This is a genomic window from Gaetbulibacter aestuarii (assembly GCF_039537665.1).
Lineage (GTDB): Bacteria > Bacteroidota > Bacteroidia > Flavobacteriales > Flavobacteriaceae > Gaetbulibacter_A > Gaetbulibacter_A aestuarii.
Genome location: NZ_BAABAY010000002.1, coordinates 179,727 through 205,913, shown reverse-complemented (window position 1 = coordinate 205,913; position 26,187 = coordinate 179,727). Strand labels below are relative to the sequence as shown.

Annotated in this window: 30 protein-coding genes; 22 read left to right on the top strand and 8 right to left on the bottom strand. The window is 38.0% G+C overall.

Annotated features, from left to right (window positions below):
* The first annotated feature begins 55 nt into the window (after nucleotides 1-55).
* From ABD682_RS09585 to ABD682_RS09555, 7 genes are all read left to right on the top strand, one after another.
* Complete coding sequence (locus ABD682_RS09585) at nucleotides 56-811, top strand: DUF6090 family protein (protein ID WP_344741059.1); 756 nt, start codon at nucleotides 56-58, stop codon at nucleotides 809-811.
* An 11-nt stretch (nucleotides 812-822) separates the two neighbouring features.
* Nucleotides 823-1,506 carry an SGNH/GDSL hydrolase family protein gene (locus ABD682_RS09580; RefSeq protein WP_344741058.1) on the top strand — a complete coding sequence of 228 codons (684 nt, stop codon included), beginning with the start codon at nucleotides 823-825 and terminating at the stop codon, nucleotides 1,504-1,506.
* Nucleotides 1,503-2,672, top strand: coding sequence for a DUF418 domain-containing protein (locus ABD682_RS09575; protein WP_344741056.1), 1,170 nt, complete (start codon nucleotides 1,503-1,505; stop codon nucleotides 2,670-2,672). The genes ABD682_RS09580 and ABD682_RS09575 overlap by 4 nt, the downstream gene beginning before the upstream one ends.
* A gap of 30 nt (nucleotides 2,673-2,702) precedes the next feature.
* Nucleotides 2,703-3,881, top strand: a complete 1,179-nt coding sequence (locus ABD682_RS09570) for a dipeptidase (protein ID WP_344741055.1) — start codon at nucleotides 2,703-2,705, stop codon at nucleotides 3,879-3,881.
* Nucleotides 3,882-3,884: 3 nt separating this feature from the next.
* Complete coding sequence (locus ABD682_RS09565) at nucleotides 3,885-5,012, top strand: acyltransferase family protein (protein WP_344741054.1); 1,128 nt, start codon at nucleotides 3,885-3,887, stop codon at nucleotides 5,010-5,012.
* 69 nt (nucleotides 5,013-5,081) lie between these two features.
* Entirely contained in the window at nucleotides 5,082-5,672 is a 591-nt protein-coding gene (locus ABD682_RS09560) for a 2OG-Fe(II) oxygenase (protein ID WP_344741052.1), read from the top strand.
* A 76-nt stretch (nucleotides 5,673-5,748) separates the two neighbouring features.
* On the top strand, nucleotides 5,749-6,708 hold the full coding sequence (locus ABD682_RS09555) for a family 43 glycosylhydrolase (protein ID WP_344741051.1): 960 nt from the start codon (nucleotides 5,749-5,751) through the stop codon (nucleotides 6,706-6,708).
* A 24-nt stretch (nucleotides 6,709-6,732) separates the two neighbouring features.
* On the opposite strand, the gene ABD682_RS09550 is transcribed toward ABD682_RS09555, so the two are convergent.
* Nucleotides 6,733-6,948, bottom strand: a complete 216-nt coding sequence (locus ABD682_RS09550; protein ID WP_344741050.1) for an SHOCT domain-containing protein — start codon at nucleotides 6,946-6,948, stop codon at nucleotides 6,733-6,735.
* An 8-nt stretch (nucleotides 6,949-6,956) separates the two neighbouring features.
* Nucleotides 6,957-7,385, bottom strand: coding sequence for a hypothetical protein (locus ABD682_RS09545; RefSeq protein WP_344741049.1), 429 nt, complete (start codon nucleotides 7,383-7,385; stop codon nucleotides 6,957-6,959).
* A gap of 262 nt (nucleotides 7,386-7,647) precedes the next feature.
* Between ABD682_RS09545 and ABD682_RS09540 the strand changes: the two genes are divergently transcribed.
* The 7 genes from ABD682_RS09540 to ABD682_RS09510 all read left to right on the top strand — a co-directional run bounded on the left by ABD682_RS09540 (nucleotide 7,648) and on the right by ABD682_RS09510 (nucleotide 14,973).
* The gene (locus tag ABD682_RS09540) at nucleotides 7,648-8,031 is read left to right on the top strand and encodes a hypothetical protein (RefSeq protein WP_344741048.1); all 384 of its coding nucleotides are present in this window, start codon (nucleotides 7,648-7,650) and stop codon (nucleotides 8,029-8,031) included.
* Between the two features lie 4 nt (nucleotides 8,032-8,035).
* Nucleotides 8,036-8,395, top strand: coding sequence for a hypothetical protein (locus ABD682_RS09535; RefSeq protein WP_344741047.1), 360 nt, complete (start codon nucleotides 8,036-8,038; stop codon nucleotides 8,393-8,395).
* Between the two features lie 5 nt (nucleotides 8,396-8,400).
* Entirely contained in the window at nucleotides 8,401-9,525 is a 1,125-nt protein-coding gene (locus ABD682_RS09530) for a TlpA family protein disulfide reductase (RefSeq protein ID WP_344741045.1), read from the top strand.
* A 111-nt stretch (nucleotides 9,526-9,636) separates the two neighbouring features.
* Nucleotides 9,637-10,254: a class I SAM-dependent methyltransferase gene (locus tag ABD682_RS09525; RefSeq protein WP_344741043.1), complete on the top strand. Its 618-nt coding sequence runs from the start codon at nucleotides 9,637-9,639 to the stop codon at nucleotides 10,252-10,254.
* A 16-nt stretch (nucleotides 10,255-10,270) separates the two neighbouring features.
* A complete protein-coding gene (locus tag ABD682_RS09520) occupies nucleotides 10,271-12,769 on the top strand; it encodes a heavy metal translocating P-type ATPase (protein WP_344741041.1) in 2,499 nt (832 codons plus the stop codon).
* Between the two features lie 109 nt (nucleotides 12,770-12,878).
* The gene (locus tag ABD682_RS09515; protein WP_344741040.1) at nucleotides 12,879-14,021 is read left to right on the top strand and encodes a DUF819 family protein; all 1,143 of its coding nucleotides are present in this window, start codon (nucleotides 12,879-12,881) and stop codon (nucleotides 14,019-14,021) included.
* 79 nt (nucleotides 14,022-14,100) lie between these two features.
* Nucleotides 14,101-14,973: a TolB family protein gene (locus ABD682_RS09510; RefSeq protein ID WP_344741038.1), complete on the top strand. Its 873-nt coding sequence runs from the start codon at nucleotides 14,101-14,103 to the stop codon at nucleotides 14,971-14,973.
* 82 nt (nucleotides 14,974-15,055) lie between these two features.
* Here the strand turns inward: ABD682_RS09510 and ABD682_RS09505 are convergent, their stop codons facing one another.
* The 6 genes from ABD682_RS09505 to ABD682_RS09480 form a co-directional block, all read right to left on the bottom strand.
* A complete protein-coding gene (locus ABD682_RS09505; RefSeq protein WP_344741037.1) occupies nucleotides 15,056-15,334 on the bottom strand; it encodes a hypothetical protein in 279 nt (92 codons plus the stop codon).
* Between the two features lie 199 nt (nucleotides 15,335-15,533).
* The gene (locus tag ABD682_RS09500; RefSeq protein ID WP_344741036.1) at nucleotides 15,534-16,301 is read right to left on the bottom strand and encodes a hypothetical protein; all 768 of its coding nucleotides are present in this window, start codon (nucleotides 16,299-16,301) and stop codon (nucleotides 15,534-15,536) included.
* Nucleotides 16,302-16,500: 199 nt separating this feature from the next.
* Nucleotides 16,501-16,902 carry a rhodanese-like domain-containing protein gene (locus ABD682_RS09495; protein ID WP_344741034.1) on the bottom strand — a complete coding sequence of 134 codons (402 nt, stop codon included), beginning with the start codon at nucleotides 16,900-16,902 and terminating at the stop codon, nucleotides 16,501-16,503.
* Nucleotides 16,903-16,910: 8 nt separating this feature from the next.
* Nucleotides 16,911-17,228: a rhodanese-like domain-containing protein gene (locus tag ABD682_RS09490; protein ID WP_344741032.1), complete on the bottom strand. Its 318-nt coding sequence runs from the start codon at nucleotides 17,226-17,228 to the stop codon at nucleotides 16,911-16,913.
* Nucleotides 17,229-17,318: 90 nt separating this feature from the next.
* The gene (locus ABD682_RS09485; protein ID WP_344741031.1) at nucleotides 17,319-17,945 is read right to left on the bottom strand and encodes a thioredoxin family protein; all 627 of its coding nucleotides are present in this window, start codon (nucleotides 17,943-17,945) and stop codon (nucleotides 17,319-17,321) included.
* Nucleotides 17,946-17,956: 11 nt separating this feature from the next.
* Complete coding sequence (locus ABD682_RS09480) at nucleotides 17,957-18,514, bottom strand: TlpA disulfide reductase family protein (RefSeq protein ID WP_344741029.1); 558 nt, start codon at nucleotides 18,512-18,514, stop codon at nucleotides 17,957-17,959.
* Between the two features lie 288 nt (nucleotides 18,515-18,802).
* On the opposite strand from ABD682_RS09480, the gene ABD682_RS09475 reads away from it, so the two are divergent.
* From ABD682_RS09475 to ABD682_RS09440, 8 genes are all read left to right on the top strand, one after another.
* Nucleotides 18,803-20,209: an anthranilate synthase component I family protein gene (locus ABD682_RS09475; RefSeq protein WP_344741028.1), complete on the top strand. Its 1,407-nt coding sequence runs from the start codon at nucleotides 18,803-18,805 to the stop codon at nucleotides 20,207-20,209.
* Between the two features lies 1 nt (nucleotide 20,210).
* The gene (locus ABD682_RS09470; RefSeq protein ID WP_344741027.1) at nucleotides 20,211-20,777 is read left to right on the top strand and encodes an anthranilate synthase component II; all 567 of its coding nucleotides are present in this window, start codon (nucleotides 20,211-20,213) and stop codon (nucleotides 20,775-20,777) included.
* Nucleotides 20,778-20,791: 14 nt separating this feature from the next.
* Entirely contained in the window at nucleotides 20,792-21,784 is a 993-nt protein-coding gene (gene trpD, locus ABD682_RS09465; protein WP_344741026.1) for an anthranilate phosphoribosyltransferase, read from the top strand.
* Nucleotides 21,784-22,569, top strand: a complete 786-nt coding sequence (trpC, locus tag ABD682_RS09460; RefSeq protein WP_344741025.1) for an indole-3-glycerol phosphate synthase TrpC — start codon at nucleotides 21,784-21,786, stop codon at nucleotides 22,567-22,569. The genes trpD and trpC overlap by 1 nt, the downstream gene beginning before the upstream one ends.
* Complete coding sequence (locus ABD682_RS09455; protein WP_344741024.1) at nucleotides 22,566-23,237, top strand: phosphoribosylanthranilate isomerase; 672 nt, start codon at nucleotides 22,566-22,568, stop codon at nucleotides 23,235-23,237. Before trpC ends, ABD682_RS09455 begins: the two co-directional genes overlap by 4 nt.
* On the top strand, nucleotides 23,234-24,415 hold the full coding sequence (gene trpB, locus ABD682_RS09450) for a tryptophan synthase subunit beta (protein ID WP_344741023.1): 1,182 nt from the start codon (nucleotides 23,234-23,236) through the stop codon (nucleotides 24,413-24,415). Before ABD682_RS09455 ends, trpB begins: the two co-directional genes overlap by 4 nt.
* A gap of 125 nt (nucleotides 24,416-24,540) precedes the next feature.
* Nucleotides 24,541-25,302, top strand: coding sequence for a tryptophan synthase subunit alpha (gene trpA / locus ABD682_RS09445; protein ID WP_344741022.1), 762 nt, complete (start codon nucleotides 24,541-24,543; stop codon nucleotides 25,300-25,302).
* A 132-nt stretch (nucleotides 25,303-25,434) separates the two neighbouring features.
* Nucleotides 25,435-26,166, top strand: coding sequence for an SIMPL domain-containing protein (locus ABD682_RS09440; protein WP_344741021.1), 732 nt, complete (start codon nucleotides 25,435-25,437; stop codon nucleotides 26,164-26,166).
* The last annotated feature ends 21 nt before the right edge of the window (nucleotides 26,167-26,187 follow it).

Sequence of the window (26,187 nt, the reverse complement as noted above, 5' to 3'; positions counted from 1 at the left end):
TATCTTGGTATAGCAAAACATGCTAATCTAGATCACCAATACCAACCATTAAAGCATGCTAAAATTATTTCGTAACCTGCGTAAAAGGTTACTTTCAGAAAGTAAATTCAGTAATTATATCCTCTATGCCATAGGTGAGATCGTACTTGTTGTAATTGGAATTTTGATCGCTTTGAGTATCAATACTTGGAACGAAAACACAAAGAACAAAGCTTCGGAAAATGCTTATTTAAATGATCTTGTTAAAGATTTCGTAATAAATTTACAACTGTCCAATAGAAATATAGATAAAATCGAGAAGACCATTCCTAAACTTATTGCGCTTTTAGAACAGTCGGCTATGGAAGCTCCAACAATAGCATTAGACTCCCTAAATGCTGCATTCACGTTGATCAATGATATGCCTTCTTACAATAGTACAGATAGGGTTTATAACAATTTAATAGGATCTGGTGATTTCAAATTAATTTCCAATGCTGAACTGAAAAAAGAAATCGGAAATTATTATAAAGCCGTAGACCTCGTAAAATTGGTGCAAAATACTCATGAATTGGAATTGGTTAACTCCTTCCAACCCTATATCATGGATCACTTAGATTTTCAAGCCGTGACCCTGTTACGGGTCAATGATTTTCCTATACCACCTGCTGTTGAAGAAAATAAGATCCTCGATGTTCTAAAAGATCGGAAATTCAGAAATATTATTACCTTGAAGTTAACTATTTTAACCGATCTGTTGCACCAAAATAGAAATCTCGAAAAAATAAATTCAAGAATTGTTAGGCTAATAAAGGAACAAATTCAGTCTTAATAAGAAGAATTATGAAAAAAGTAAAACACCACTTTCTAATAATTATTTTTTTCTGCCTGCTTGGTTGTGCTCAAAACCCTAAAAAAATATCCATTCTTGGCGACTCCTACTCCACGTTTGAAGGTTATGTATATCCTGAAACAAATATGTTATGGTATTTTAAGAATCCGAGAAACGGTACCGACGTGAATTCAGTAGAACAATTATGGTGGTATCGGTTTATTCAGGATCACAACGATCAATTAGAGGTAAATAATTCTTTTTCAGGTTCTACCATTTGCAACACAGGATACAATCGTATGGATTTTTCCTGCTGTTCCTTCACCGCGAGAATGGATAATCTCGGAGATCCGGATATCATTTTTATTTTTGGTGCGACTAATGATGCCTGGGCTGGTTCCCCGTTGGGAGAATTTCAATATGCCAACTGGACCAAAGCTTCATTATATCAATTTCGACCTGCCATGGCCTACATGCTCGATTACATGCTTAATCACTACTCCAAGACAAAAATATATTTCATTTTAAATACCGAATTGAGTGATGCCATTGATGCGTCAGTCAAAACCATTTGCGCCCATTACAAAATAGACTGTATCGAATTAAAGAATATTGATAAAATTGCAGGGCATCCTTCAGTTAAAGGGATGGAGCAAATTAATCAACAGATTTCAGCATTTATTGATAACCAATGAAACGCATTCAAGAAATAGATGCCCTTCGCGGCTTTGCTTTATTTGGAATCATCCTAACACACATGTATCAGGGTTATTTAGCGAGTTCAGTACCTGCTGAATATTTTGGTTATAACCTGATGTATCCCATCGACAATGTTTCACGTTGGATCGTTCGAAATTTATTTTCGGGGAAATTCTATGCTATTTTCTCGATGCTTTTTGGATTAAGCTTTTATTTGATCTTAGATCGAAAACAAAACTCGAGTCCGCTGAAATTCGCCTGGCGTTTAGTGCTACTCTTCGTGATCGGTTACATGAACCATGTATTTTATCGTGGAGATTTCCTTGTTGTTTATGCTATTTTCGGATTTGTTCTATTACTCGCCAGACCGCTTCCTTCAAAATACATTCTCCCAATAGGTTTATTTCTTGCTTTGAATGGGCCTAATATTATTATTCAAGGTCTCAATCTTTTGGAATTTCCGCTTCAATTAAATTGGTATATCCCCATGGGCCCCAGTCCTGCACAAGCCAATAACACTTATTTCGACCTAATACTTCATGGTGATCTAAAAAGTGTCATGGTATCCAACGGAACTATTGGTATTATAAATAAATTCAACTATTTGGTTCATAGTGGACGCTTTTGGGTAGTCCCCGGGCTTTTCCTTTTAGGCCTTTGGATTGGACGACAAAAATACCATGAGCGGTTGGACCAACTGAAATGGGGTAATATCATACTGATTTCTGCCTCTATTGGAATTCCTATGGTATTTATACACTTTCATTTTTACACCGCCGATCATTCACCTTTTGTTCGTTTTATCGCCTTTATTGCTCAGGAATTGTCTAATATTTTCATGCCACTACTTTATATAGGATTGATTTTCCCTTTCTTTAATTGGAATTTCACGCAAAAATTATTGAAATTTTTGGTTCCTGTTGGTCGTATGGGATTAAGTACCTACGTGATCCAATCGCTTTTCGGTATAATTATTTTTTACGGTTATGGACTGGGTTTATTTTTGAAAATATCAGCAACTTTGGCGATCTTATTAGGTGTTGCTGTTTTTGCGATTCAAACGATCTTTAGTGTTTGGTGGTTCAAACGATTTAAATATGGCCCTTTAGAATGGCTCTGGCGTAGTGGAACGAATTTAAAATGGCAAGCCATGAAAAAGTAGTAAATTGGAAAACATTTAAAATCATTTCGAATGAAATACTTCATCTTTATATTTTTAATTATGGCGTCTTGTAAACAGTCCTCAGAAAAAAATTCCGAAACTTATAAAACAATTCACAACAGGGCGATTGTTATTGATACGCATAATGATATTCTTATGAAGGTCTTGGAAGATGGCGTTAAATTCGATGACGATCTTACCGGGATTACACATAGTGATCTGGATCGTTGGAAAAGAGGCGGACTTGATGTTCAGGTATTTTCTGTGTATTGCGACGGTACAGCAAAAAATGCCTATGATTATGCCAACAGACAAATAGATTGGCTAGATGCTGTTGTTAATCGCAATCCTTCAAAAATTATGAAGGTTTTTAATGCATCAGAACTTTTATCCGCTGTAAAAACCGGTAAAATAGCCGCAATAATCGGGGTTGAAGGTGGTCATATGATCGAGAACGATCTGGATAAATTAGATAGTTTGTACCAGCGCGGTGCTCGTTATTTAACATTAACCCACAATACCTCAGCAGATTGGGTAAGCAGTTGTGTAGACCAAACGGAACGTCCTGAAATACCAAAAGGCTTAACTGATTTCGGCAAAGCTGTTATTAAACGCATGAATAATTTAGGCATGTTAGTAGATGTAAGCCATGCCGGAGAACAAAGTTTCTGGGACGCGATCAATACTTCAACCAAACCTGTTTTTGCTTCTCACAGTTCGGTCTACAGCCTTTGTCCACATCCGCGTAATCTTAAGGACGATCAGATCAAGGCCATTGCTAAAAAAGGTGGCGTGATTCAGATCAATTTCAATCCCGGATTTGTTGATGCGTCTTTTGAAAAGAAAGAACAAGACTTTTTGGAAAAGCATAAAACAGAACATGATTCCTTAATGGCGAGCCTGCAAGATGAATGGCTTGTAAAATTTCAATTATATAAAACCTATGCCGATGAGGCTGAACCTATCCGACCTCCCCTTTTTAAAGTGATAGACCACATTGATTACATTGTTAATTTAGTAGGTGCTGACTACGTTGGAATAGGCTCAGATTTCGATGGTATAACACTTACCCCAAAGGAACTGGATGATGTTACTGCTTATCCTAATATAACCAGGGCTCTGGTTGAACGTGGCTACAGCGAAGCCGATATAGATAAAATATTGGGTGAAAATTTTATTAGAGTTTTAAAAGCCAACGAGAACAATTAAAAGATGGTTAAATCGAGTTCTGCCTTCGTTGATTCCAAGCGACATTTTAAAATTTTAGATGCGCTGAGAGGTGTGGCTGCGATAGTCGTGGTTTTATTCCATGTTTTGGAATTCTATTCCGGTGGTGACCACGTGAAGCAAATTATTAACCATGGATATTTGGCAGTAGATTTCTTTTTTATGCTCTCAGGTTACGTTATGGCCCATGCTTATGACGATCGTTGGAGCACTATGACCTACAAAGATTTTTTTAAACGTCGTGTTATCCGATTACATCCCATGATCATTATGGGTATGACCATCGGGGCTTTACTTTTTTATTTTGGTGAAAGCAACATGTTTCCAAAAATAGCGGATACTTCCACCTGGCAGCTCATTTTAATAACACTTATTGGATACACCCTAATTCCTGTTCCGCCTTCCATGGATATTCGCGGTTGGAATGAAATGCATCCATTGAATGGTCCTGCATGGTCGCTCTTTTTCGAATATATTGCAAATATTCTACACGCTTTTATCCTGAGAAAACTATCAAAAATTCTTCTAGGAGTTTTCGTAGTATTGGCAGGAATTGCATTAATTCACCTGGCTGTTAGTAGTCCGCAAGGTGATATTATTGGAGGTTGGTCTTTAGAACCCGAACAATTGCAGATTGGCATCACACGTTTATTATTTCCTTATATGGCTGGGATGTTGTTACGAAGAACCATTAAAATTGTTCGCACCAGAAGTACTTTTTTTATCTCTAGTTTACTCCTTATCCTCATGTTATGTATCCCTCGGATTGATGGCTATGATAACCTTTGGGTTAATGGTTTATACGATGCTTTAACGGTAATCCTGATCTTTCCAATAATCATTTATTTGGGAGCTATTGGCGAAATAAAAGATAAGATCTCAGAAAGGGTCTGTACCTTTCTGGGAGATATTTCATACCCGATTTACATCATTCATTACCCCTTTATTTACGCTTTCTATGCCTGGCTAATCACCGAAGAGATCCCGATAGAAATAGGCTTTTGGACAGGTTTAGGCCTTGTAATCTTTATGATTATACTCTCATACGCCATATTAAAACTTTATGACGAACCAGTTCGGCGTTGGCTTTCCAAACGTTTCATGAAAAAATAAAAGAATCATATTCAAAAATTACCTATTTTCGCGAGCCTTTTAATGATATGATTTACAAGGGTGTAAATTGTGTTTGAAACATATGAAACGTTGATCGAAGGCCTTTTGGAAAAAGGTTTTGGATCCGTAGACCACTGGTTGAGTTCTGAGGAGCTGGTTGGTCTTCGAAAATCGTTACTTCTGCATTACGATAATGATCTATTTCATTCCGCAGGCATTGGCAACAAAGAAAATCTTCAGATGATCAAAAAAATTAGAAATGACCATATTTATTGGCTAGATGCTTCAAAAGCCAATGTGTATGAAAAACAATTTCTTCAAAAAATAAATGACTTTACAGATCATTTAAATCGTACGTGCTTTGCCGGAATTCATTCATTCGAATTTCAATACGCAGTTTATGAACAAGGCTCTTTTTATAAAAAGCATATCGATCAGTTCCAGAATGATGATAAACGCCAATTTTCGATTGTTTTTTACCTAACCGAAGCATGGCAACCCGGTGATGGTGGTGAATTACTTTTATTTTCTGACGATGTCGTAACTACTATTCAGCCGGTACCGGGTAGGATGGTTTTTTTTAGAAGCGACTTACCTCATGAGGTTCTTACTAGTAACATTCAACGCCTGAGCTTAACGGGTTGGATGAAATCGATTTAATATTAAAATTTTTTTTCTAATTCAGTTTTTCCTATTTTACATCGTAAACAGTTTAAAACTTTAGTAAACGTTTGATATGAATCGCACAGTTCTCCTTATATTTCTTTGGATACCTTTTTTGGTTTTCTCCCAATCACCTACAAAATTTACAGGATTCCATCCAGGAGCAGACTGGCTTGCTGATGACGGAAAAGTCATTGATTGTCATGGCGGGAATATAATTTATGTCGATTCTTTAAAAACGTATTATTGGTATGGCGAACATCGTGGTGAACCTCGAGGAGCTTCCTGTTATTCTTCCAAAGATCTATATAACTGGAAAAATGAAGGTGTTGTAATTGAAAAAGATACTATCGAAACTTTCGAACGTCCTAAAGTAATCTACGATTCTAAAAATGATCGTTATGTGATGTGGTTCCATTATGATGGAAACAGATATCAGATCGCCGAACTGGGAGTTGCCGTAAGTAAAAGTCCAACCGGACCTTTTGAACTTAAGGATCATTTTCGTCCTAACGGTCATGAATCACGAGATATTGGAATGTACATCGATCCAAAAACTAAAAAAGCATACATTGGCTACGCTGCAGACCACACAAACCGCACCATTCGCATGGTTGCCCTGGCTGATGATTACCTGAGTCTTACGGAAAATGACGTGGATATTAATGCCCATTGTGAAGGTCCGGGTATCCTTAAATATAGGGATACTTATTTCTTATTAACTAGTGGATGTTCAGGTTGGAAACCAAACCCGGCAACATATTATACCGCAACAAATATTATGGGACCATATTCGAGCCATGGTAGTCCGTTTATAAACGACTTGGAAAACAACTCTTTTAACTCACAACCGTGTTATATTTTTAAGGTTCCCGGTTTTAAAGATGCCTATATCTATATGGCAGATCGTTGGAATGGTGGTGGCCATCCTGATTCACAATACGTTTTTCTTCCCATTTTTATCACGGAATCCGGAAAAATGGAACTGCGTTGGTATGACGAATGGAATTTAAGTATATTCAACAGAAATTAAAATCTGTAAATAGTAGTATTATCTTCAGGAGTCGAGCACTTTTTTAGCAGACTCAAATTCTTCCTGACTTATTTCCCCTTTGGCAAACCGCCGCTTTAAAATTTCCAGAGGCTCTTCATTTTTTGAAGGTTTCAAGTAAAAAAATAACAGCGTAACAAACACGAATGCTATGATGATACTACCAATAACCCACCACCAAAAATGCATACCTCCCATATGATTATAAAAATGATTCATCATAATTAAAATTAGTTGTTATTTGAGCTATTCATCATATTAGATCTCATCATATTCAAGGTGTTTTCCATACAATCGTTACTCATCATCCCTCTATTGTGCATCATTTGCATCATATGGGTCATCATCGCTTTGTTGGTCAACATTTGAGTCATCATACTTTTCATCATCGTACTGTCCTTCATCATGGTATGCATACCGCCACCACGCATCATGTTGCCCATCATCATATGATTACCTTGCATCATACCCATGGCATGTTCACTGCTTTGCATCGTATTCATAAAAGACATCATATAATCATGGTTATCCACGATATTCTGAAAAATCTCTTGTCTCGTATTTTCGTTTTCAAGAAGTTGTGCCGTGTCAGGTTTTTGAGCACAACTATTAAAAAGTAATAATCCCGAAATTGAAATAATCATTATTAAGGTTTTCATAATAGTTATTTTATAGGTTGAACATTGTATTAAACTAACCCAAAAAGGTATATCATTCAGTAGGGATTTAAAATGACCTGGATCATTAAAAATGAGAATTCTTAGCTATTCAAATTAAGAATGCAAAAAGTGATTATAAATTTTTACCCGGGCATTTTGTATCTTAGAGACGAAAGTAAAACCTGTGATGCTCTAATTTTTATTTTTCTCTAATTGAAGTTAAAGTAGGTTTCGAAACAAACATCAACCAAAATAATCGCAAATGAATCAACAAAATACTTCTGCAAAACCCCTGTATCCTCTTGGACTTCTACTCCTACTCTTGAGTTTGCAACATTGCAAGGCCAAACAAACAGCTACAATGACCAGTGAAGCTAAAACCTTCGAAAATCCTGTAACCTATCAAAATGATATTGCTCCTTTAATGGAACTTAAATGCACACCCTGCCATTTTCCTGACAAGGGTAAAAAGAAATTTCTCGATACCTATGCAGCCGTAAAGAAAAATATTGATGATATTCTTCATAGAGTTCAGCTTCCTACAACTGACAAAGAATTTATGCCTTTTAAAATGAAAAAGGATCCGTTAACCGAAGCTGAATTAAAATTGATGAAAGATTGGGTTACACAAGGGATGCCAAACTAATCGAATGAAAAACGAAACCAAAAATAACTGGAATTGGCCTGAATCACTGGATGCATTAAAGGCAGCACCTGAGCATCATAAACTCCTATTAGAAAATGATTCCGTTCGAGTTTTAGACACGCTTATAAAACCTGGAGATATCACCAAGGTGCATACCCATAAATGGCCGGCAACCTATTATATTTTAAGCTGGTCAGACTTTGTACGTCGCGATGAAAATGATCAGGTTGTTTTAGACTCGCGAAATCTGGAATCACCTCCCAAGTTACATACCGCCTTGTGGTCCGAACCGCTTCCACCGCACACCCTTGAAAATGTAGGTTCAGCAGACATCCATCTTATTAGTGTTGAACTAAAAAACTAGAACTCATGTACACTAAAAAATTTCAAATTATAGCCCTCATTTTACTTATTTTTTTCTCCTGTAAAAACGAAACCAAGGACTATGTGTTTTCTTTAAGCGGAACTCTTAATAACCCTTCGTCAGAAGGCGTGGTGTTGTATCAGGCTACAGACCTTTCTCAGAAAAAATTTGAACCTGTAGATACCCTTCAAGTAAATCCGGATGGCACTTTTTATGAAACCTATAAATTACAGCCCCATTATTACAACTTAAAAGTGAATGATTCTACTACTATTGATATAATTGCTGATTCCCTTCAAGATATAATTATCACACCGAAAGCAACTGATGGTTACGACATTACGGGATCTCCAGACACAAAATTATTTGAAGATTATGAAGCTTTTAGAGCCAAAGTTCTGCAAACAAAAGTGTATCCTTTACGTGGACAATTATATCAGTTACTCAGACAAAAAAAACCGGAAAATGCTGAAAAAATTGCAACTTTAGGAAAACGGGTTGAACATGCTGAAGCTTCCTATCGCGATACCCTGATAAACGCAGTAAAGCCTATGGGAACTTCTTTGGCTATTTATCCAACTACCTTGCGTTGGAATGGGGATAAAGACCTGGAATTTTACAAATCGTTGGCTACTCAATTTGCTAAAGAACATCCCGGTTTGGATATTACAAAACGCATCCAGAAAAAAGTTAAAATCATGGAACAGGTTGCCGTGGGCGGAAAAGTGGCTAATATCTTAGCTCCTGATTCGTCAGGAACACTCCAACCTCTCGATAAAAATCTTGGAAAATATACACTGATCGATTTCTGGGGAAGTTGGTGCGGACCTTGCCGCTCCGAAGCAACGCAACTCGTACAAGTATATGGTCAATACCACGATCAAGGCTTTAACATCTTCGGCTATGCCGTAGAACGCGATAAAAATCGTTGGAAAAGCGCCATTGAACAAGACCAACGAACCTGGGTGAATGTATCCACACTGGATTGGTACTCCAACCCGATTTGCGCCAATTACGGAATTACAGCCTTACCCAAAAATTTCCTTGTAAATGATGATGGGGTAATTATTGCTAAAGATCTTCATGGCGAGGCTCTGGACAGTAAATTAGCAGAACTATTTTCAAACTAAAAAGATTTACTCTCCCCTCTGGAAAATAGCCTGATTAAACCAGGTAGTTCCGCGTAATTTCGTAAATTAGATATGGAATTTCGTTTTATTCAAACGGTTCTATCTTTAATTATGGGACTCTATAACACATATGTATTACCCAAAATAATTGACTGGGCGTGTAAGCAAAAACCCAACAGACGTCAGCGGGAAAAAGTTGTGCCCTTAGCCACCGGAAATGTTCTGGAAATTGGCATCGGATCCGGGTTAAATTTACCTTACTACGATCCTGCAAAAGTAAAACACCTACTGGCTATCGATCCTGCTCAGGAAATCTGGGATATGCATCAGGAAAATACGGAAACTTTGGCATTTGATTTTGATTTTGTTCAGGCTTCCGCCGAAAATATTCCTGAAGACAACAACAGTTTCGACTCGGTTGTATTAACCTACACCTTGTGTTCGATTACAGAATTAGAGAGCACTTTTGAAGAAATACGCCGCGTATTAAAACCGCGGGGTTCGCTGATTTTTTGCGAACATGGAAAAGCCCCCGATAAAGCCGTAGAAAAATGGCAAAAAAGGATAAACCCTATTTGGAGTCGGCTTGGAGGCGGCTGCCGTTTAAATAAAGACATTCCTAAAATCATAAGGGAAAATGGTTTTAAACTTGAGACCTTAACTGAGATGTATATTCCCGGTTGGAAGCCGGCGAGTTACAATTATTGGGGCACAGGTAAACCACACTAAAATTCAAATAAAAATAATGACACATTCTTATCATATACATGGAATGACCTGTTATGGTTGCCGAAATCATGTTGAAGATGTACTTTCAAAAGTTGAAGGCGTCAAAGAGGTAAACGTTGATCTATCGAAAGCAGAAGCAACCATTACCATGGACTCTCATATTCCTTTGGAAAAATTTCAAAAAGCCCTTCAAGATGATGGTGGGACATACAGTATTCATCATTTAGACGATCATCATCAAGGCGATATAGAACCTTCAACTACCAACAATAATAGCGGAACAGGTGTTTTTTATTGCCCGATGCATTGCGAAGCTGATAAAACCTATAATAAACCTGGTGATTGTCCTGTATGCGGTATGCCTTTAGTTGAAGAGCAAACCTCAACTTTACAAAATAAACAACAATGGACCTGCCCAATGCATCCCGAAATTGTAAAAGACGCCCCGGGTGCCTGCCCTATTTGCGGTATGGATCTGGTTCCTAAAAAAGCGGATAGCTCAGCTGAAGAAAAAAGCTATAAAGCTTTGCTTAAAAAATTTAAAATCGCTGTGGGCTTTACATTACCCATTTTCCTGATCGCTATGAGCGATATGCTAAAACCAAATCCTTTATTTTTATTAATGAAGCAAACCTACTGGAACTGGGTACAATTTGCCTTATCACTTCCGGTAGTATTTTATGCGACCTGGATGTTTTTTGAGCGTGCTTATAAAAGTATAAAAACCTGGAACCTTAACATGTTCACACTTATTGGAATGGGCTCTGGTGTAGCCTGGATTTTTAGTGTTTTCGGATTGTTTTTTCCGGATTTTTTTCCGGCACAGTTCAAAACGGATTCTGGAGCAGTTCATGTGTATTTTGAAGCCGCTACAGTTATTTTAACTCTGGTGCTTTTAGGGCAGGTTTTGGAGGCTCGGGCGCACAGTAAAACAAATTCGGCAGTGAAAGCCTTATTGCAATTGGCTCCTAATAAAGCCACTAAAGTCGTAGATGGTACAGACCATGTTGTATCTATTGATCAGATTGAAATTCATGATATTCTAAAAGTAAAACCGGGAGAAAAGATACCTGTAGATGGTAAAATAACGGAGGGTTCTACCTCTATTGATGAATCCATGATCACAGGTGAACCATTACCGGTAAGTAAATCCATAGGTGATAATGTAAATAGTGGAACCATAAACGGCAATCAAAGCTTTTTAATGAAAGCCGAAAAAGTAGGCAGCGATACGTTGTTGTCTCAAATTATCGACATGGTGAATACGGCGAGCCGAAGTCGCGCTCCAATTCAGAAGTTAGCGGATAAGGTTTCCGCATATTTTGTTCCCATTGTTGTGATCATTTCCATAATAACTTTCATTGTTTGGGCCATCTATGGACCGGAACCCGTTTATGTATACGCCTTTGTGAATGCCATTGCCGTTTTGATCATTGCCTGTCCGTGTGCTCTGGGTTTAGCCACACCGATGTCTGTTATGGTTGGTGTTGGTAAAGGGGCTCAAAATGGTGTTTTGATAAAAAATGCAGATGCTTTGGAAAAAATGAAACAGGTTGACACTTTGATCATTGATAAAACCGGAACGATTACAGAAGGTAATCCTTCCGTAGAAAAAGTGGGCGTTTTTGGTGATCAATCAGATGAAGCTCAGATCCTAAAATTTATGGTTTCCATAAGTAGTAATAGTGAACACCCTCTGGCTGAAGCCATTTTAAATTATGGAAAAGAGAAAAACATGACCATTTTAAAAACCGAAACCTTCAGTGCAGTAACCGGAAAAGGTGTCACAGCGAAAATTCAGAATAAAAAAATAGCGTTTGGGAATTCAAAAATGATGGAACAAGTTGGAGCGAAACTCACTGATAATATAACCAAGGTTACCAGAAAATTTCAAGAGCAAGTTAAAACGGTTTCCTATTTGGCCATCGATACCGCCGTTGTTGGCTATATAGTTATTTCAGATAAAATAAAATCATCAAGTGCAAAAGCTATTAAAACACTTCAGGATCATGGTATTAATGTCATTATGCTCACCGGCGACAACAAAGAAACCGCTCAGGCTGTCGCTTCCGAGGTGCATCTTTCAGATTTTAAAGCTCATATGCTCCCGGAAGATAAATTAAATGAGGTTGAATACCTTCAGAATCAAGGCAAGGTTGTTGCGATGGCCGGCGATGGTATTAACGATGCTCCCGCTTTGGCCAAAAGTGATGTTGGCATTGCCATGGGAACAGGTACAGACGTTGCTATTGAAAGTGCCATGATCACTCTGGTAAAAGGCGATTTACATGGTATTGTTAAGGCGAGGAATCTGAGTGAATCCGTGATGAAAAACATCAAACAAAATTTATTTTTCGCTCTAATCTACAACACCATTGGCGTGCCGGTTGCAGCCGGTGTATTGTTTCCGGTTTTTGGGATTTTATTATCTCCGATGATCGCCGCACTTGCCATGAGTTTTAGTTCGGTTTCTGTAATCACTAATGCCTTAAGGTTAAGACAAATAAAGATCTAAGAATAGTGTTTTTAAATCCTGAAGCTTATTAAGAAATTAATTTCAGGAGAAATTTAAACTTAAGAATGTAGATAAATTCTCTTATATTCGGGAAATCATTTCCGTTTTCATGAGCTTCATTACCAACCCTGTTTACGTTCTAGTTGTACTTTGCCTCATGGTGATTTTATCAGTTTACGCAAGCCAAACAAAATACGGTAAACCATTTGGAGCTGCTTTACTGGTAATTCTTTTTACTGCCATTATAGCCAACCTGAAACTTATTCCTTCAGCATCAAACAGCATTCCGCTTTACGACGCGATTTTCAAATATGTAGCACCAATCTCTATTTTCTATCTGTTGCTTAATGTTAGTTTGCGATCTATAAAACAGGCCGGATTACCCATGGTAAGTTTGTTTTTAATTGGTTCTCTGGCTACAGCCCTTGGCGTTTTATTGTCATGGTTTATTTTGAAACCTGAGACTGTTTTGGGGGACGATGCCAAAATAATTGCCGGAATGTTCACAGGAACTTACACCGGAGGAAGTGTGAATTTTAATGCGGTAGCTCTTGAATATGATTTTCAAAAAAACGGTATTCTTTATGCCGGAACCATCGCTGTAGATAATGTGATCACCACCATTTGGATGATTATAACCCTCCTTATTCCCACCGTTTTGAGTCGCATTTGGAAAGGTAGAACCGTTGTAACCACCACAAAAGATATGGATGCCATGGAACATCCGGAAGACGAGGGTATGGATCTCAATGCCATGATGTGGTTGTTTTTTTTGGGAATTTCCGCATATTACGTTTCAGAGCTTTTATCAGCGCTCTTTCCGCAAATTCCTTCTATTTTAATTCTTTCTACCATCGGCATTTTATTGGCCCAAATGCGATTTGTTGCCAGTCTTAAAGGCAGTCATCAATTAGGCTTATTTCTGGTTTATATTTTCCTAGCAGTTATTGGTGCCTATTGCGAGATCGGTGCAGTTTCTCAGCTCGAACACCTCGGTATCATGCTACTCATGTTTGCAGGTTTAGCCGTATTGCTGCATGGCATAATACTCATTTTAATATCTGGTTTCATGTATCGCGATTGGGAGATCGTTGCTATTGTTAGTCAGGCAAACATTGGTGGTGGCACCTCTGCCATAGCACTTGCTGAAGCCTTCAAACGAAAAGATCTTATTTTACCGGCCATTTTAGTGGGTAGTCTAGGAAATGCTTTGGGCACATATCTGGGGTTTTTCGTAATTTATGTGCTTTAAAAGGTCGTTTTTATAGCATTAAATTAGAGTTTAAATGAAATATTTTTTTCTATTCATATTGATAATGATGAGTAAAAACATGTTCTCACAAATACTCTCGACACTTGAAGTTTTTCATTTAGAAACTGGAGAAAGAGAAATTATTTATAATGACACAACACATTTTGAAGCGCCTAACTGGAGTCCGGATGGCTCTTTTTTGATTTTCAATAGTGAGGGTCGCCTATATCGTTTTGATCTGGAAACGAAAACTAAGGACCTTATTGATACAGGCCATTTGAATACATTAAATAACGATCACGGATTTTCACCGGATGGCTCAGAGATCGTTATAAGTGCATACAACCCGCCTGAAGACGCTGAGATTCCTGAGCAAAATTGGCTAACTTCAAAAATTTATACACTTCCAGTAACTGGTGGTTTGCCCAAATTAATTACTAAGAATTATCCCTCATTTTGGCACGGTTGGTCTCCTGATGGAAAAACTTTAGCTTTTACCGGTAGAAGACAAGGTGATTTTAATATTTATACCATTGATATTAATAGCAAAGAAGAAATACAATTGACCTCAGCTCCCGGACTTGATGATGGTCCTGAATATTCACCTAACGGAAAATATATTTACTATAATTCCATGCAATCTGGCAAAATGGAATTGTGGCGTATGAATTCTGATGGCGATAATAAGTTGCAATTAACCAATGACTCGTTTTCAAATTGGTTTCCCCACCCTTCTCCGGAAGGTAATAGTTTGGTTTATATTGCTTATCTGGAAGATCAGGGAGCTGATCATCCCCCGATGAAAAACGTTGCGTTACGACTATTCAATTTAAAAGATAAAAGTATAAAAACGCTTTGCGAGTTTATAGGTGGTCAGGGTAGCATCAATGTACCATCCTGGTCTCCGGATGGTAAAAAGTTTGCATTTGTGTCTTATAAATTTATGGAATAAACCCCGAAGTTTTAATTCAAATTTAAAATAAAAAAAACTGCCTTTATAAAAGACAGTCAGAGCATGTATATTGGTATTTTGCTTAGTTAGCTACTTTTACGTTTTCTTTGTTTCTCATTTTTTCCAGCAATTCAAGCTCCTTTCTAATTTCAGCGCTTCGTTTACTGTAGCGATTCACTTTTTCATCAATAATACGTTGACGCTCTGCACGGCGCTCCATGCGAAAAGCCTCTTCTTTTTGACGTTTTTTTGATTCTTTTCGTTGATTTAATTTCTCAAGTATAACTGAGCCATAAGCATAGCCATACATACTTAAAAAAAGCAGGGCAATGATACCTAAAATGACAAAACCGTTTTCCATTGTTCGAGGGGGATTAGTTATTTAAATTTTCAGATTATGTATTTCTAACCGTTAAAATTTTCATAAAAGTAATAAATGTGCCCTTTCATTAAGAATAAAAAAGGTGAATTACTTAAAAAAAAGATATAACGTAAAAAGCTCCTATTTTTTTAACAAACAGAAGCTTTTCGTCTATAATTTAGGTCGCTACACCCAAATATTATTTACCGCTTAAATATTTGTTGTATTCCCAGATTTCATCCCAGGTATTTGTAAATAGATTTTTCTCCATTTCTAAAAATCGTTGCCATTCATTCTCACCTATGGTCTTATTAAAAGTTTCTCTGAAAGTTCCCGGGGCATCAAATTCGGCCCAGTTTTTATAGAAATCCACAGAAGCTACATGCCTTCCAAGATCACCCTGCCGGAACTCGTTATAAAAGAGCTCCCATGGATTATCACCATCCATAGCCTTGATTGTTTTACTCACCATTTCAAAGAATGGTTTCATTAGAAAAGCCATATCCTGATTAACCTCACCATATCGAACAAAAATAATTGGATAGGTATTAATATCAAGATTTTCAAAATTCGATAATTTATCGTTACGTCTCCAATATTCAACGGTATACATTTTTTTAATATAAGGCATTACATTTTCACGCCAATCTTTATCATGGGCATCGCTAGAAGGTCTTGAGTCCAGATTTTTAAACATTAAGGGGCCCATCATCCAGATCATATTCCCGGCATTAGGTCCGGTTGAAATGGTAAAAACAGAAGCATTGAATGGTCCTTCATTGTGAAATTTCATGTTGTGCTTTCGCAAGTTCTCCCCTAAAATTGTGAGGTGGGTATTGTCTGGTGTTACCATTACAGATTCGTGCATAACATAGTTATCTGAATCGTCTTGTGCATTCAAATTAAATCCAGTGCTCAAAAGAATGAGAACCAGAAGCGTCTGAAAATTAAATGATGTTTTGATCATAATTAAAAAAGTTTGGTTAGTAATCACATTGTATAACCATTATACAACGTCTTGCTAATAGAAGTACCAGGGAGTTTTAATTAACAACTAAAACATTGGAGCACGCATTAGTCTAAGATCAAAATCTGAAGCAACTAAATATACAAATTTTCAAGTAATAACCTGAAAATCAGTGATAAAATTTTACTACAAAAAATGCTTAGGGTGAGGTGGTTTTAAAGTCTTTTGATTCCCAATTCAAAATTCCACCGTCTAAATTATAAATTTTAGAAAAGCCGGCTTTTTTAAAATTAGCTACACTTTGTCCGCTTCGGTGACCGGAACGACAATAAATATATACCGCTTGGGTAGTGTCTAACCTGGACAATGAAGATTGAAAATCATCATCAAAAAAGTTAATATTTTGAGCCTTAGGGATATGCCCGGATTGAAATTCTTCGGGAGTTCTCACATCAATCAGAAGTACACTATTTCCGGTGATGGCTTTTGAAAAAGCTTCCGGACTAAGATTTTTGGCGCCTTCCTGAGCTGTAGCATCCTTGCAACTAAGAAGTGAGATTGATAGCATTAAAGAAAAAACTACAGAAAAAATGCGACTCATAGTGTTTATTATTTGTAGCTAACCAGATCACCGGTCCATTGAAGGATCCCGCCGTCGAGATTGTAAGCTTTTTTAAATCCAAGCTCATCCATAATAGCACAAGCTTGACCACTTCTGTTTCCTGATCTACAGTAAACGTAATAACTTTTTGTTTTATCTAATTTTTCCAAAGCGCTAATAAATTCCTGCCCTTTGTAAATGTCTAAATGCATCGCATTTTCAATCACGCCATCTTCTACTTCATCCATAGTTCTCACATCCAAAACCACGGCGTTCTTATCTTTTTTTAACTGTTCAACCCACTCGTCTTGAGATAAATCTTTCATAACATTAAAATTTATAATCAAACAAAATTAGGCAATCTAATGTTCAAAAGCGAGAAAAATTATTAAAGTTTTTAACCGTAAAGTGATGTTTTAACTTTTAGATTTAATGGAACAACCAATTGCTTTAGTTTCTGTTTGACTTACTGATTTCCCATTAAGAAGTTCATCTACAGCATTTTCTACGTATTTGTTTTTTACCAGATCAGCCGACTTATAATTATCATCTATTCCGCCAGTATAGCGCACAATATTTCCTTGATTTGTTTTTTCTAAAATGAATACATGGGGTGTTTTTGTGGCGCCGAATTTTGGATAAACGCTTTGATCTTTATCCAGCAAATAAGGAAATGTAAAACCTTTTTCCCTGGCAACTTGTTTCATGGCTTGTAGGTTATCTCCGGGTTTTAGATCGGTATCATTCGGCTGGATGGCAATAACGGGATAACCTTTGGAAGCATATTTTTTATTTAACGCTTCAATTCGGTCTTGATATAATTGAGCATATGGACATGTATTACAGGTGAAAATAACGATGAAGCCTTTGGCCGAATTGAAATCCGCTAAAGACAGCATGTTTCCGTCAATATTTTCTAAAGAAAAATCAGCAGCTTTATCTCCGATGCTGTAACCATTTGAAGGTAGAGTCAAATTATTTGTAAAGGCAGTAACACACAGAAGTAATCCTGCAATAAGACTTAATTTTAATAGCGTTTTCATAGGATTTGTTTTTATTTTAAGAAAGGTTTTAAAGCTTTTTCAAGTGAATCATAGGTAAATGATTGTTCATAGAATTTACGATGCTCTTTATTATAGATAAGTGTAGCCGGCAATGAACCTGACCACTCAGAACTAACTTCAGGGATCCAGGAATTCATATCCGGATCGTCCAAAGCCACTACTTGCGATTGTATATTATGTTCTACTATGAAAGGTTTTAATTTTTTCTCATATAAATGCGGAAAATCCAAACTCACCAAAACAACTTTTACATTCCGGTCTTTATAGTTCTTATTTAAGGTTTCATAAAACGGTAATTCCTTAACACAAGGGCCGCACCAGGTTGCCCAAAAGTTTACAACATAAGTGGTGTCATTTTGCTTTTCTAAAAACGGTTTCAAACCTTTAAAGTCAACAACATCTAAAGAAATCGTCTCGGATAAATCTGCCGTAGCCATAGGTTTTGTTTGCGCTTCCGGTTGGTCTCCTGCAGGCGATTCAGATTCTTTTTTTTGGTCCTTACAGCTAAAAACTATAAGACCAATAATACACAGCAATTTTAATTTCATAATGTTAAAAATAAGCTTTGCTTAGTAGCTTTCGAAGTGGTTTAACAAACTTTTAATCAAAAATTGATTTATTATTTTGTGAAATTGTTTTTTCATTTCTATATTTGGCTTCATAAAAATAAGAAAAATGAAAATAGTTTTAAATACAGCCTGGTGGTGGTGCTTCCCTAACTAAAAGTTCGTGAAGAAACCCTGGGTATATTTAAAATTGAAAATATAGAAAAAGGCTTGTCATTCACGACAAGCCTTTTTTGTTTGTTGTGCATTGATTAGCATATAAATTATAAAATGAAAACATTTAAACTTTACACACATCACAAAAAAATACTTACCGATACCATAACACCGGTAACGGTTTACTATAAAATTCGTGATAAATACCCGAACAGTATTCTTTTGGAAAGTGGGGATTATCACCGAAATCATAAGAATTATTCTTATATCTGTTGCAATCCGATTGCTTCCATAAAAGTAGAAAATGAAGTGATCACAGAAACCTTTCCCGATGGTAGTTCAGCTTCATTAAAAATCACCGAAGATGTGAATGTGGTTGATGAAATTTACAAATTCACCCAACGCTTTGAAACAGCTACAGAAGATAATTTCAAATTCATCCATAATGGTATTTTTGGTTACACCGCTTACGATGCGGTGCGGTATTTTGAGGATATTGAAATAGGTTCAAAACCCAATTCGGTTAAAATTCCGGACATCTATTATGCAGTATATAAAAATATCATCGCCATTAATCATTTTAAAAATGAAGCCTATATTTTCGCGCATTGCTACGAAGATCATGAGAACAACATTGATGCGATAGACACCCTGATCAATGTCCAGAATTTTGCTGAATATCCGTTCAATCCAAAAGGTGCTATTCAATCAAATCTAACGGATGAGGAATTTAAAGAAAACGTTGAACTGGCGCGTAAACATTGTCACCGCGGCGATGTGTTTCAGCTTGTGCTTTCCAGACGCTTTTCTCAGGAATATACCGGAGACGATTTTAATGTATACCGTGCCTTACGAAGTATCAATCCATCACCTTACCTATTCTATTTTGATTATGGTGATTTTAAAATATTTGGTAGCTCGCCGGAAGCTCAGCTTATTGTTACCGATGGTATGGCGGAAATTCATCCCATTGCAGGAACTTTTAAACGCACAGGCGATGACCATCAGGATGGTATTTTAGCTGAAAAATTAATGAAGGATGATAAAGAAAATGCCGAACATGTGATGTTGGTGGATCTTGCTCGAAACGATCTAAGTCGGCATGGAAACGGCGTTACCGTTGAAACCTACCGGGAAGTTCAGTTTTTCTCGCACGTCATTCATTTGGTAAGTAAAGTAGTTGGTAAAAAACATGAGAGCACGCCAACGATGCAAGTTGTTGCCGACACGTTCCCTGCCGGAACCTTGAGTGGTGCACCAAAACACCGCGCGATGCAGCTCATTGAAGACTATGAAAAAACAAGTCGTGGCTATTACGGTGGTGCGATCGGGTTTATGGATTTTGATGGTAATTTTAATCACGCCATTATGATCCGAACATTTTTGAGCAAAGACCATAAACTGAATTGGCAGGCCGGTGCCGGAATGGTGTCAAAATCAGATCCTGAAAGCGAATTACAAGAAGTTTACAACAAATTAGGCGCGCTAACCAAAGCCATAACCTTAGCTGAAGACATTTAAAATGAAGAAAATTTTAGTTATTGATAATTACGACAGTTTTACCTACAATTTGGTGCATTATTTAGAAGATCTTAATTGTGAGGTTACCGTGATGCGGAATGATAAATTAACTTTGGACGATGTTGAACCTTTTGATAAGATCTTGTTATCACCGGGACCGGGAATTCCGGATGAAGCAGGCCTGTTAAAAGATATCATTAAAACCTACGCGCCAACAAAAAGTATTTTAGGCGTTTGCCTGGGGCAGCAGGCCATTGGCGAAGTCTTCGGTGGTTCTCTAACCAATTTAGACACGGTATATCATGGCGTAGCCACGAAAGTTACCATAGCGGTAGATGATGAGCCGATTTTTAAAGGTTTGAATAAAACGATAGAAGTAGGACGCTATCACTCCTGGGTGGTCAACCCTGAATTACCGGAAAGTCTTGAAGCAACCTCCTTCGATGAAAACGGTCAGGTTATGTCGCTTCGACATAAAACCTATGATGTTAAGGGCGTGCAATACCATCCGGAATCCGTATTGACACCACAGGGAAAACAAATTCTGGAAAACTGGATAATGAATTAAAAAGTGAATTTAAAATGAAGGACGTTTTAAACCGATTAATAAACCACGAAACCATTTCGTCTGAGGAAGCGAAACAGATCCTCATGAATATCTCGAAAGGCGAATACAATCAAAGTCAGATTGTGTGTTTCCTGTCGGTGTTCATGATGCGAAGTATTACCATTGATGAACTTCGTGGCTTTCGCGATGCCCTACTCGATTTGTGTATCGCAGTTGATCTAGCCGATTATAACTCTATCGATCTATGCGGCACCGGCGGTGATGGAAAAGATACTTTTAATATTTCAACGCTAGCCTCATTTGTTACGGCAGGCGCCGGGGTAAATGTTGCCAAGCACGGGAATTATGGGGTGTCCTCATCTTGTGGTTCTTCCAATGTTATGGAACATCTGGGCATCAAATTTTCAAACGATATTGATTTCCTTAAAAAATCCATGGAGGAAGCCGGGATCTGTGTTTTACACGCGCCTTTGTTTCATCCGGCAATGAAAGAAGTTGGTCCGATACGAAGAGAACTGGGTGTAAAAACCTTTTTCAATATGTTAGGTCCGATGGTAAATCCGGCATTTCCAAAAAATCAAATGGTAGGTGTTTTCAATCTGGAATTACAACGTTTATACGGGTATCTCTATCAGAAAACCGATAAAAATTACAGCATCATTCATGCCTTGGATGGTTATGATGAGATCTCTTTAACGGGAAAAGCAAAAATTATTTCTAACCGCGCTGAAACCCTGTTCAAACCGGAAGATCTGGATTTAAATTACATCAAGCCTGAAATGATTGCAGGAGGAGACTCTGTAGCCACTTCAGCAGGTATATTCATGAATATCATAAATGGCCAGGGAACCGAAGCACAAAATGATGTGGTTTGTGCCAATGCGGGTTTAGCTATCGCTACTACGAAGCAAATTTCTCATGAAGAAGGCTTTGAAATGGCTAAGGAATCCTTATTTTCAGGTAAGGCAAAAGCGAGTTTAGAAAAATTGATTGCATTGAGTAAATAATGAACATTTTAGATAACATAACAGCAGATAAACGCAAAGAGGTCAATCTTAGAAAAGGACTGATTCCGGTGTCTCAACTGGAACATTCCGTTTTATTCGAACGCGATACCATTTCTTTGGCCGAGCGATTAAAAACAAGTACCTCCGGGATCATTGCAGAACATAAGCGACGGTCGCCTTCAAAATCGATCATCAACAATAATTTGAATGTTCAGGATGTGGCACGTGGCTATGAAGATGCCGGTGTTTGTGGTATGTCCGTACTTACCGATGGAAAATATTTTGGAGGTTCTCTGGACGATCTACTAACAGCGCGTGCCAGTTGTAATTTACCCTTATTACGCAAGGAATTCATAATCGATGAATATCAAATTATCGAAGCCAAAGCCTATGGTGCCGATGTTATTTTATTGATCGCAGCCATCCTTTCAAAAGAAGAGATCAAACAGTTTTCAGAATTAGCTAAAAGTTTGAATCTCGATGTTTTGTTAGAAGTTCATAACGAAGCGGAATTACAAAAATCCATCATGCCCAGTTTGGACATGCTCGGTGTGAACAACCGCAATTTAAAAACGTTTGAAGTAAGTTTAGACACCAGTAAAAACCTGAGCCAAATAATCCCGGACGATTTCGTAAAGGTTTCAGAAAGTGGTATTAGTGCCATCGAACCAATTTCTGTATTGAAAGATTACGGTTTTCGCGGCTTTTTAATTGGAGAGAATTTTATGAAAACCGAAAATCCGGGGGCTTCAGCCAAAGCATTCATTAAAGCTTTAGAACAATGAAACTGAAAGTGTGCGGCATGAAATATCAGGATAATATCAAGGCCGTCGCGGCTTTGCAACCGGACTATCTGGGTTTTATCTTTTATGAAAAGTCAGCCCGCAATTTTGATATCGACAGCATTCCTAACATTTCAGAAGCCATTATTAAAACAGGTGTTTTCGTTAATGAAACCATCGACAACATCATGGACAATATCTCAAAATTCAAATTCAAAGCCGTGCAGTTACACGGAAATGAATCTCCCGAATTTTGCAGAGAATTAAAAGAAGTATTTAAAACTAACAACCCGAACAAAACACTGGAGATCATCAAAGTATTTTCGATCAAAAACGACTTCAATTTCGAAGGTCTAAAACCGTATGAAGTGGTTTGTGATTACTTTCTATTCGATACCAAAGGACCCTTACCCGGCGGTAACGGTTATACCTTCGATTGGAATATTCTCAAATCCTATCCATCCACAAAACCATTTTTCTTAAGTGGAGGTATCGGACTTGAAGAGGTTGAAAAATTAAACGAATTTATACAGAGTGAGGCTTCCAAATACTGCTACGCCATTGATGTGAATAGCCAATTTGAAGACGCTCCGGGATTAAAGAATAGTGATAAATTAAAAGCATTTAAAACACATAAATTTTTGTCCGCTCAGGACGTTCAGAAATCATGAAATATAACGTAAACGAAAAAGGTTATTACGGCGAATTCGGTGGCGCATTCATACCGGAAATGCTCTATCCGAATGTGGAAGAATTGCGCCAGAATTATTTGAAGGTCATGAATGAACCCGAATTCCAAAAGGAGTTCAAACAACTGCTAAAAGATTATGTAGGGCGTCCTTCGCCCCTGTATTTTGCAAAGCGCCTTTCAGAAAAATACAATACCAAAATTTACCTCAAACGCGAAGATTTAAATCACACCGGTGCCCATAAGATCAATAATACGATTGGTCAGATTTTAATGGCCAAGCGCCTTGGTAAAACGCGCATTATCGCGGAAACCGGTGCCGGACAGCATGGTGTGGCCACGGCAACAGTTTGCGCCCTTATGGGTATGGAATGTATCGTTTATATGGGCGAGATCGACATCGCGCGTCAAGCCCCGAATGTAGCCCGCATGAAAATGCTAGGTGCCAAAGTGGTACCCGCACTTTCCGGAAGCCGTACTTTAAAAGACGCCACCAACGAAGCCATTCGCGATTGGATAAACAACCCTGTAAACACACATTATATCATCGGTTCGGCTATCGGTCCGCACCCTTATCCGGATATGGTAACCCGTTTTCAAGCCGTGATCTCCGAAGAGATCAAATGGCAACTCCAGGAGCAGGAAGGTCGCGAAAACCCGGATTATGTGGTGGCCTGTATCGGTGGTGGTAGTAACGCCGCGGGTACCTATTACCATTATTTGCATAACGAAGATGTGGGTATAATTGCCGTTGAAGCTGCCGGAAAAGGCATCAATTCCGGTGAGAGTGCTGCAACTTCCGTCCTCGGAAAAGAGGGTATCATCCACGGATGCAAAACCTTACTCATGCAAACGCCTGATGGCCAGATCACCGAGCCCTACTCCATTTCTGCGGGCCTCGATTATCCCGGCGTTGGCCCCATGCACGCGCATTTATCCAAAACCGGTCGGGCGGAATTTATGTCCATTACCGACGACGACGCCATGGAAGCCGGTCTCGAATTATCGAAACTCGAAGGCATCATTCCAGCCATCGAAACCTCGCACGCGCTGGCTATTTTCAAGCATAAAACCTTTAAACCAAACGACGTGATCGTGATGAGTTTATCGGGTCGTGGCGACAAAGATTTACAAAATTATATCGACTATTTTAATATTTAAATTATGGGCGTTCCCTTGCAGGTCGGGCTTTCCGCTAAATCTTTTTTTCCTCCGTCAAAAAAGGATACCGCTGCAATCCCTAACGCGACTGTAGAACTCCCATTCATATGCATAACTGCTAAATCATGAATAGAATAAAAGAAAAACTTCAGGAGGATAAAAAACTCCTATCCATATATTTTACCGCCGGATATCCGGATCTGAACGATACGGTAAGTATCATTCAAGATCTCGAAAAAAATGGTATCGACATGATCGAGATCGGACTTCCTTTTAGCGACCCGCTCGCCGATGGTCCTACCATCCAAAACAGTTCTACAGCTGCTTTAAAAAACGGGATGACCACAGAAATTCTTTTCAACCAATTAAAAGATATCCGCAAAACGGTGAATATTCCACTCATTATCATGGGCTATTTTAATCCAATGTTACAATATGGCGTGGAAGCATTTTGTAAAAAGTGTGAGGAAATTGGGATCGACGGCCTCATTATTCCTGATCTACCTGTAGACGTTTATCACGACGAATACCAGGCTATTTTTAAAAAATACGGCCTCATCAATGTGTTTTTAATTACACCGCAAACCAGCGACGATCGCATCCGGTTTATTGATTCGGTTTCCAACGGATTTATCTATATGGTTAGTTCTGCGAGCGTTACCGGAAATACTTCCGGTTTTGGCGACGACCAAAAAGACTATTTCCAACGTATACATAATATGGGTCTTAACAATCCGCAAATTGTTGGTTTCGGAATTTCAGATAACAAATCCTATACAGAAGCTACGCAGTATGCCAAAGGAGCAATTATCGGAAGTGCTTTCATTAAATTCTTAACGAAAAACGGCGTCGGCAAGATCGCAGACTTTGTTAAATCCATCCGTTAACAAAACGTCTCACTTAAAAACATTCACTTCAATGAAACCAAAATGCTTTAATAAGTCAATAGCACAAACTAGACTTATTACTTAAGCATCAAAGGTTACATGTGACAATTAAAAAACATTAAAAACAAACACATGAAAAAACAAATGACTGCCGTGGTATTTGCCGTGGCCATCGTAGTGGCATCCATCGTACTTGGATATGCCGTTATCAACAGAAACAACAAACCCGGAAACATCGCGGTAACAGGTTTGGGGCAAACGAACTTCACCTCAGACCTTATCGTTTGGGAAGCCCGATTTTCACAGGTCAACAAGGATCTCAAACAAGCCTATTCTGATCTAAAACGGGATAAAGAAACGATTTCTGAATATTTAACATCCAAAGGATTACCCGATAGCGTTTTGGTTTTTTCGGCAGTAACCTCTTCTAAAAAGACAAAAAATAAATATTCCAACGACGGTAAATATATTGGAGAGGAATTTATTGGTTACGACCTGGACCAAACGGTTCAAATTAAATCAACAGAAGTGGAAAAAGTTGAGAAAATTTCAAGAGAGATCACGGAATTACTCAACAAAGGGATTCAATTATACTCGTCGTCACCACGTTATTATTACACCAAACTGGAAGATCTTAAAATTGAGATGGTCTCGCGTGCTACGGACAATGCCCGTGTGAGAGCCCAGAGCATTGCTGAGAATTCAGGTGCAAAATTAGGCGCATTATCTAATGCTCAAATGGGTGTGTTCCAAATATTAGGACAGTACTCAAACGAGGATTATTCCTGGGGCGGAACGCACAATACCTCTTCCAAAGAAAAAACAGCATCCATTACCATGAAATTAACGTATCAGGTAGACTGATTTAACATTTAATCCTTTGGT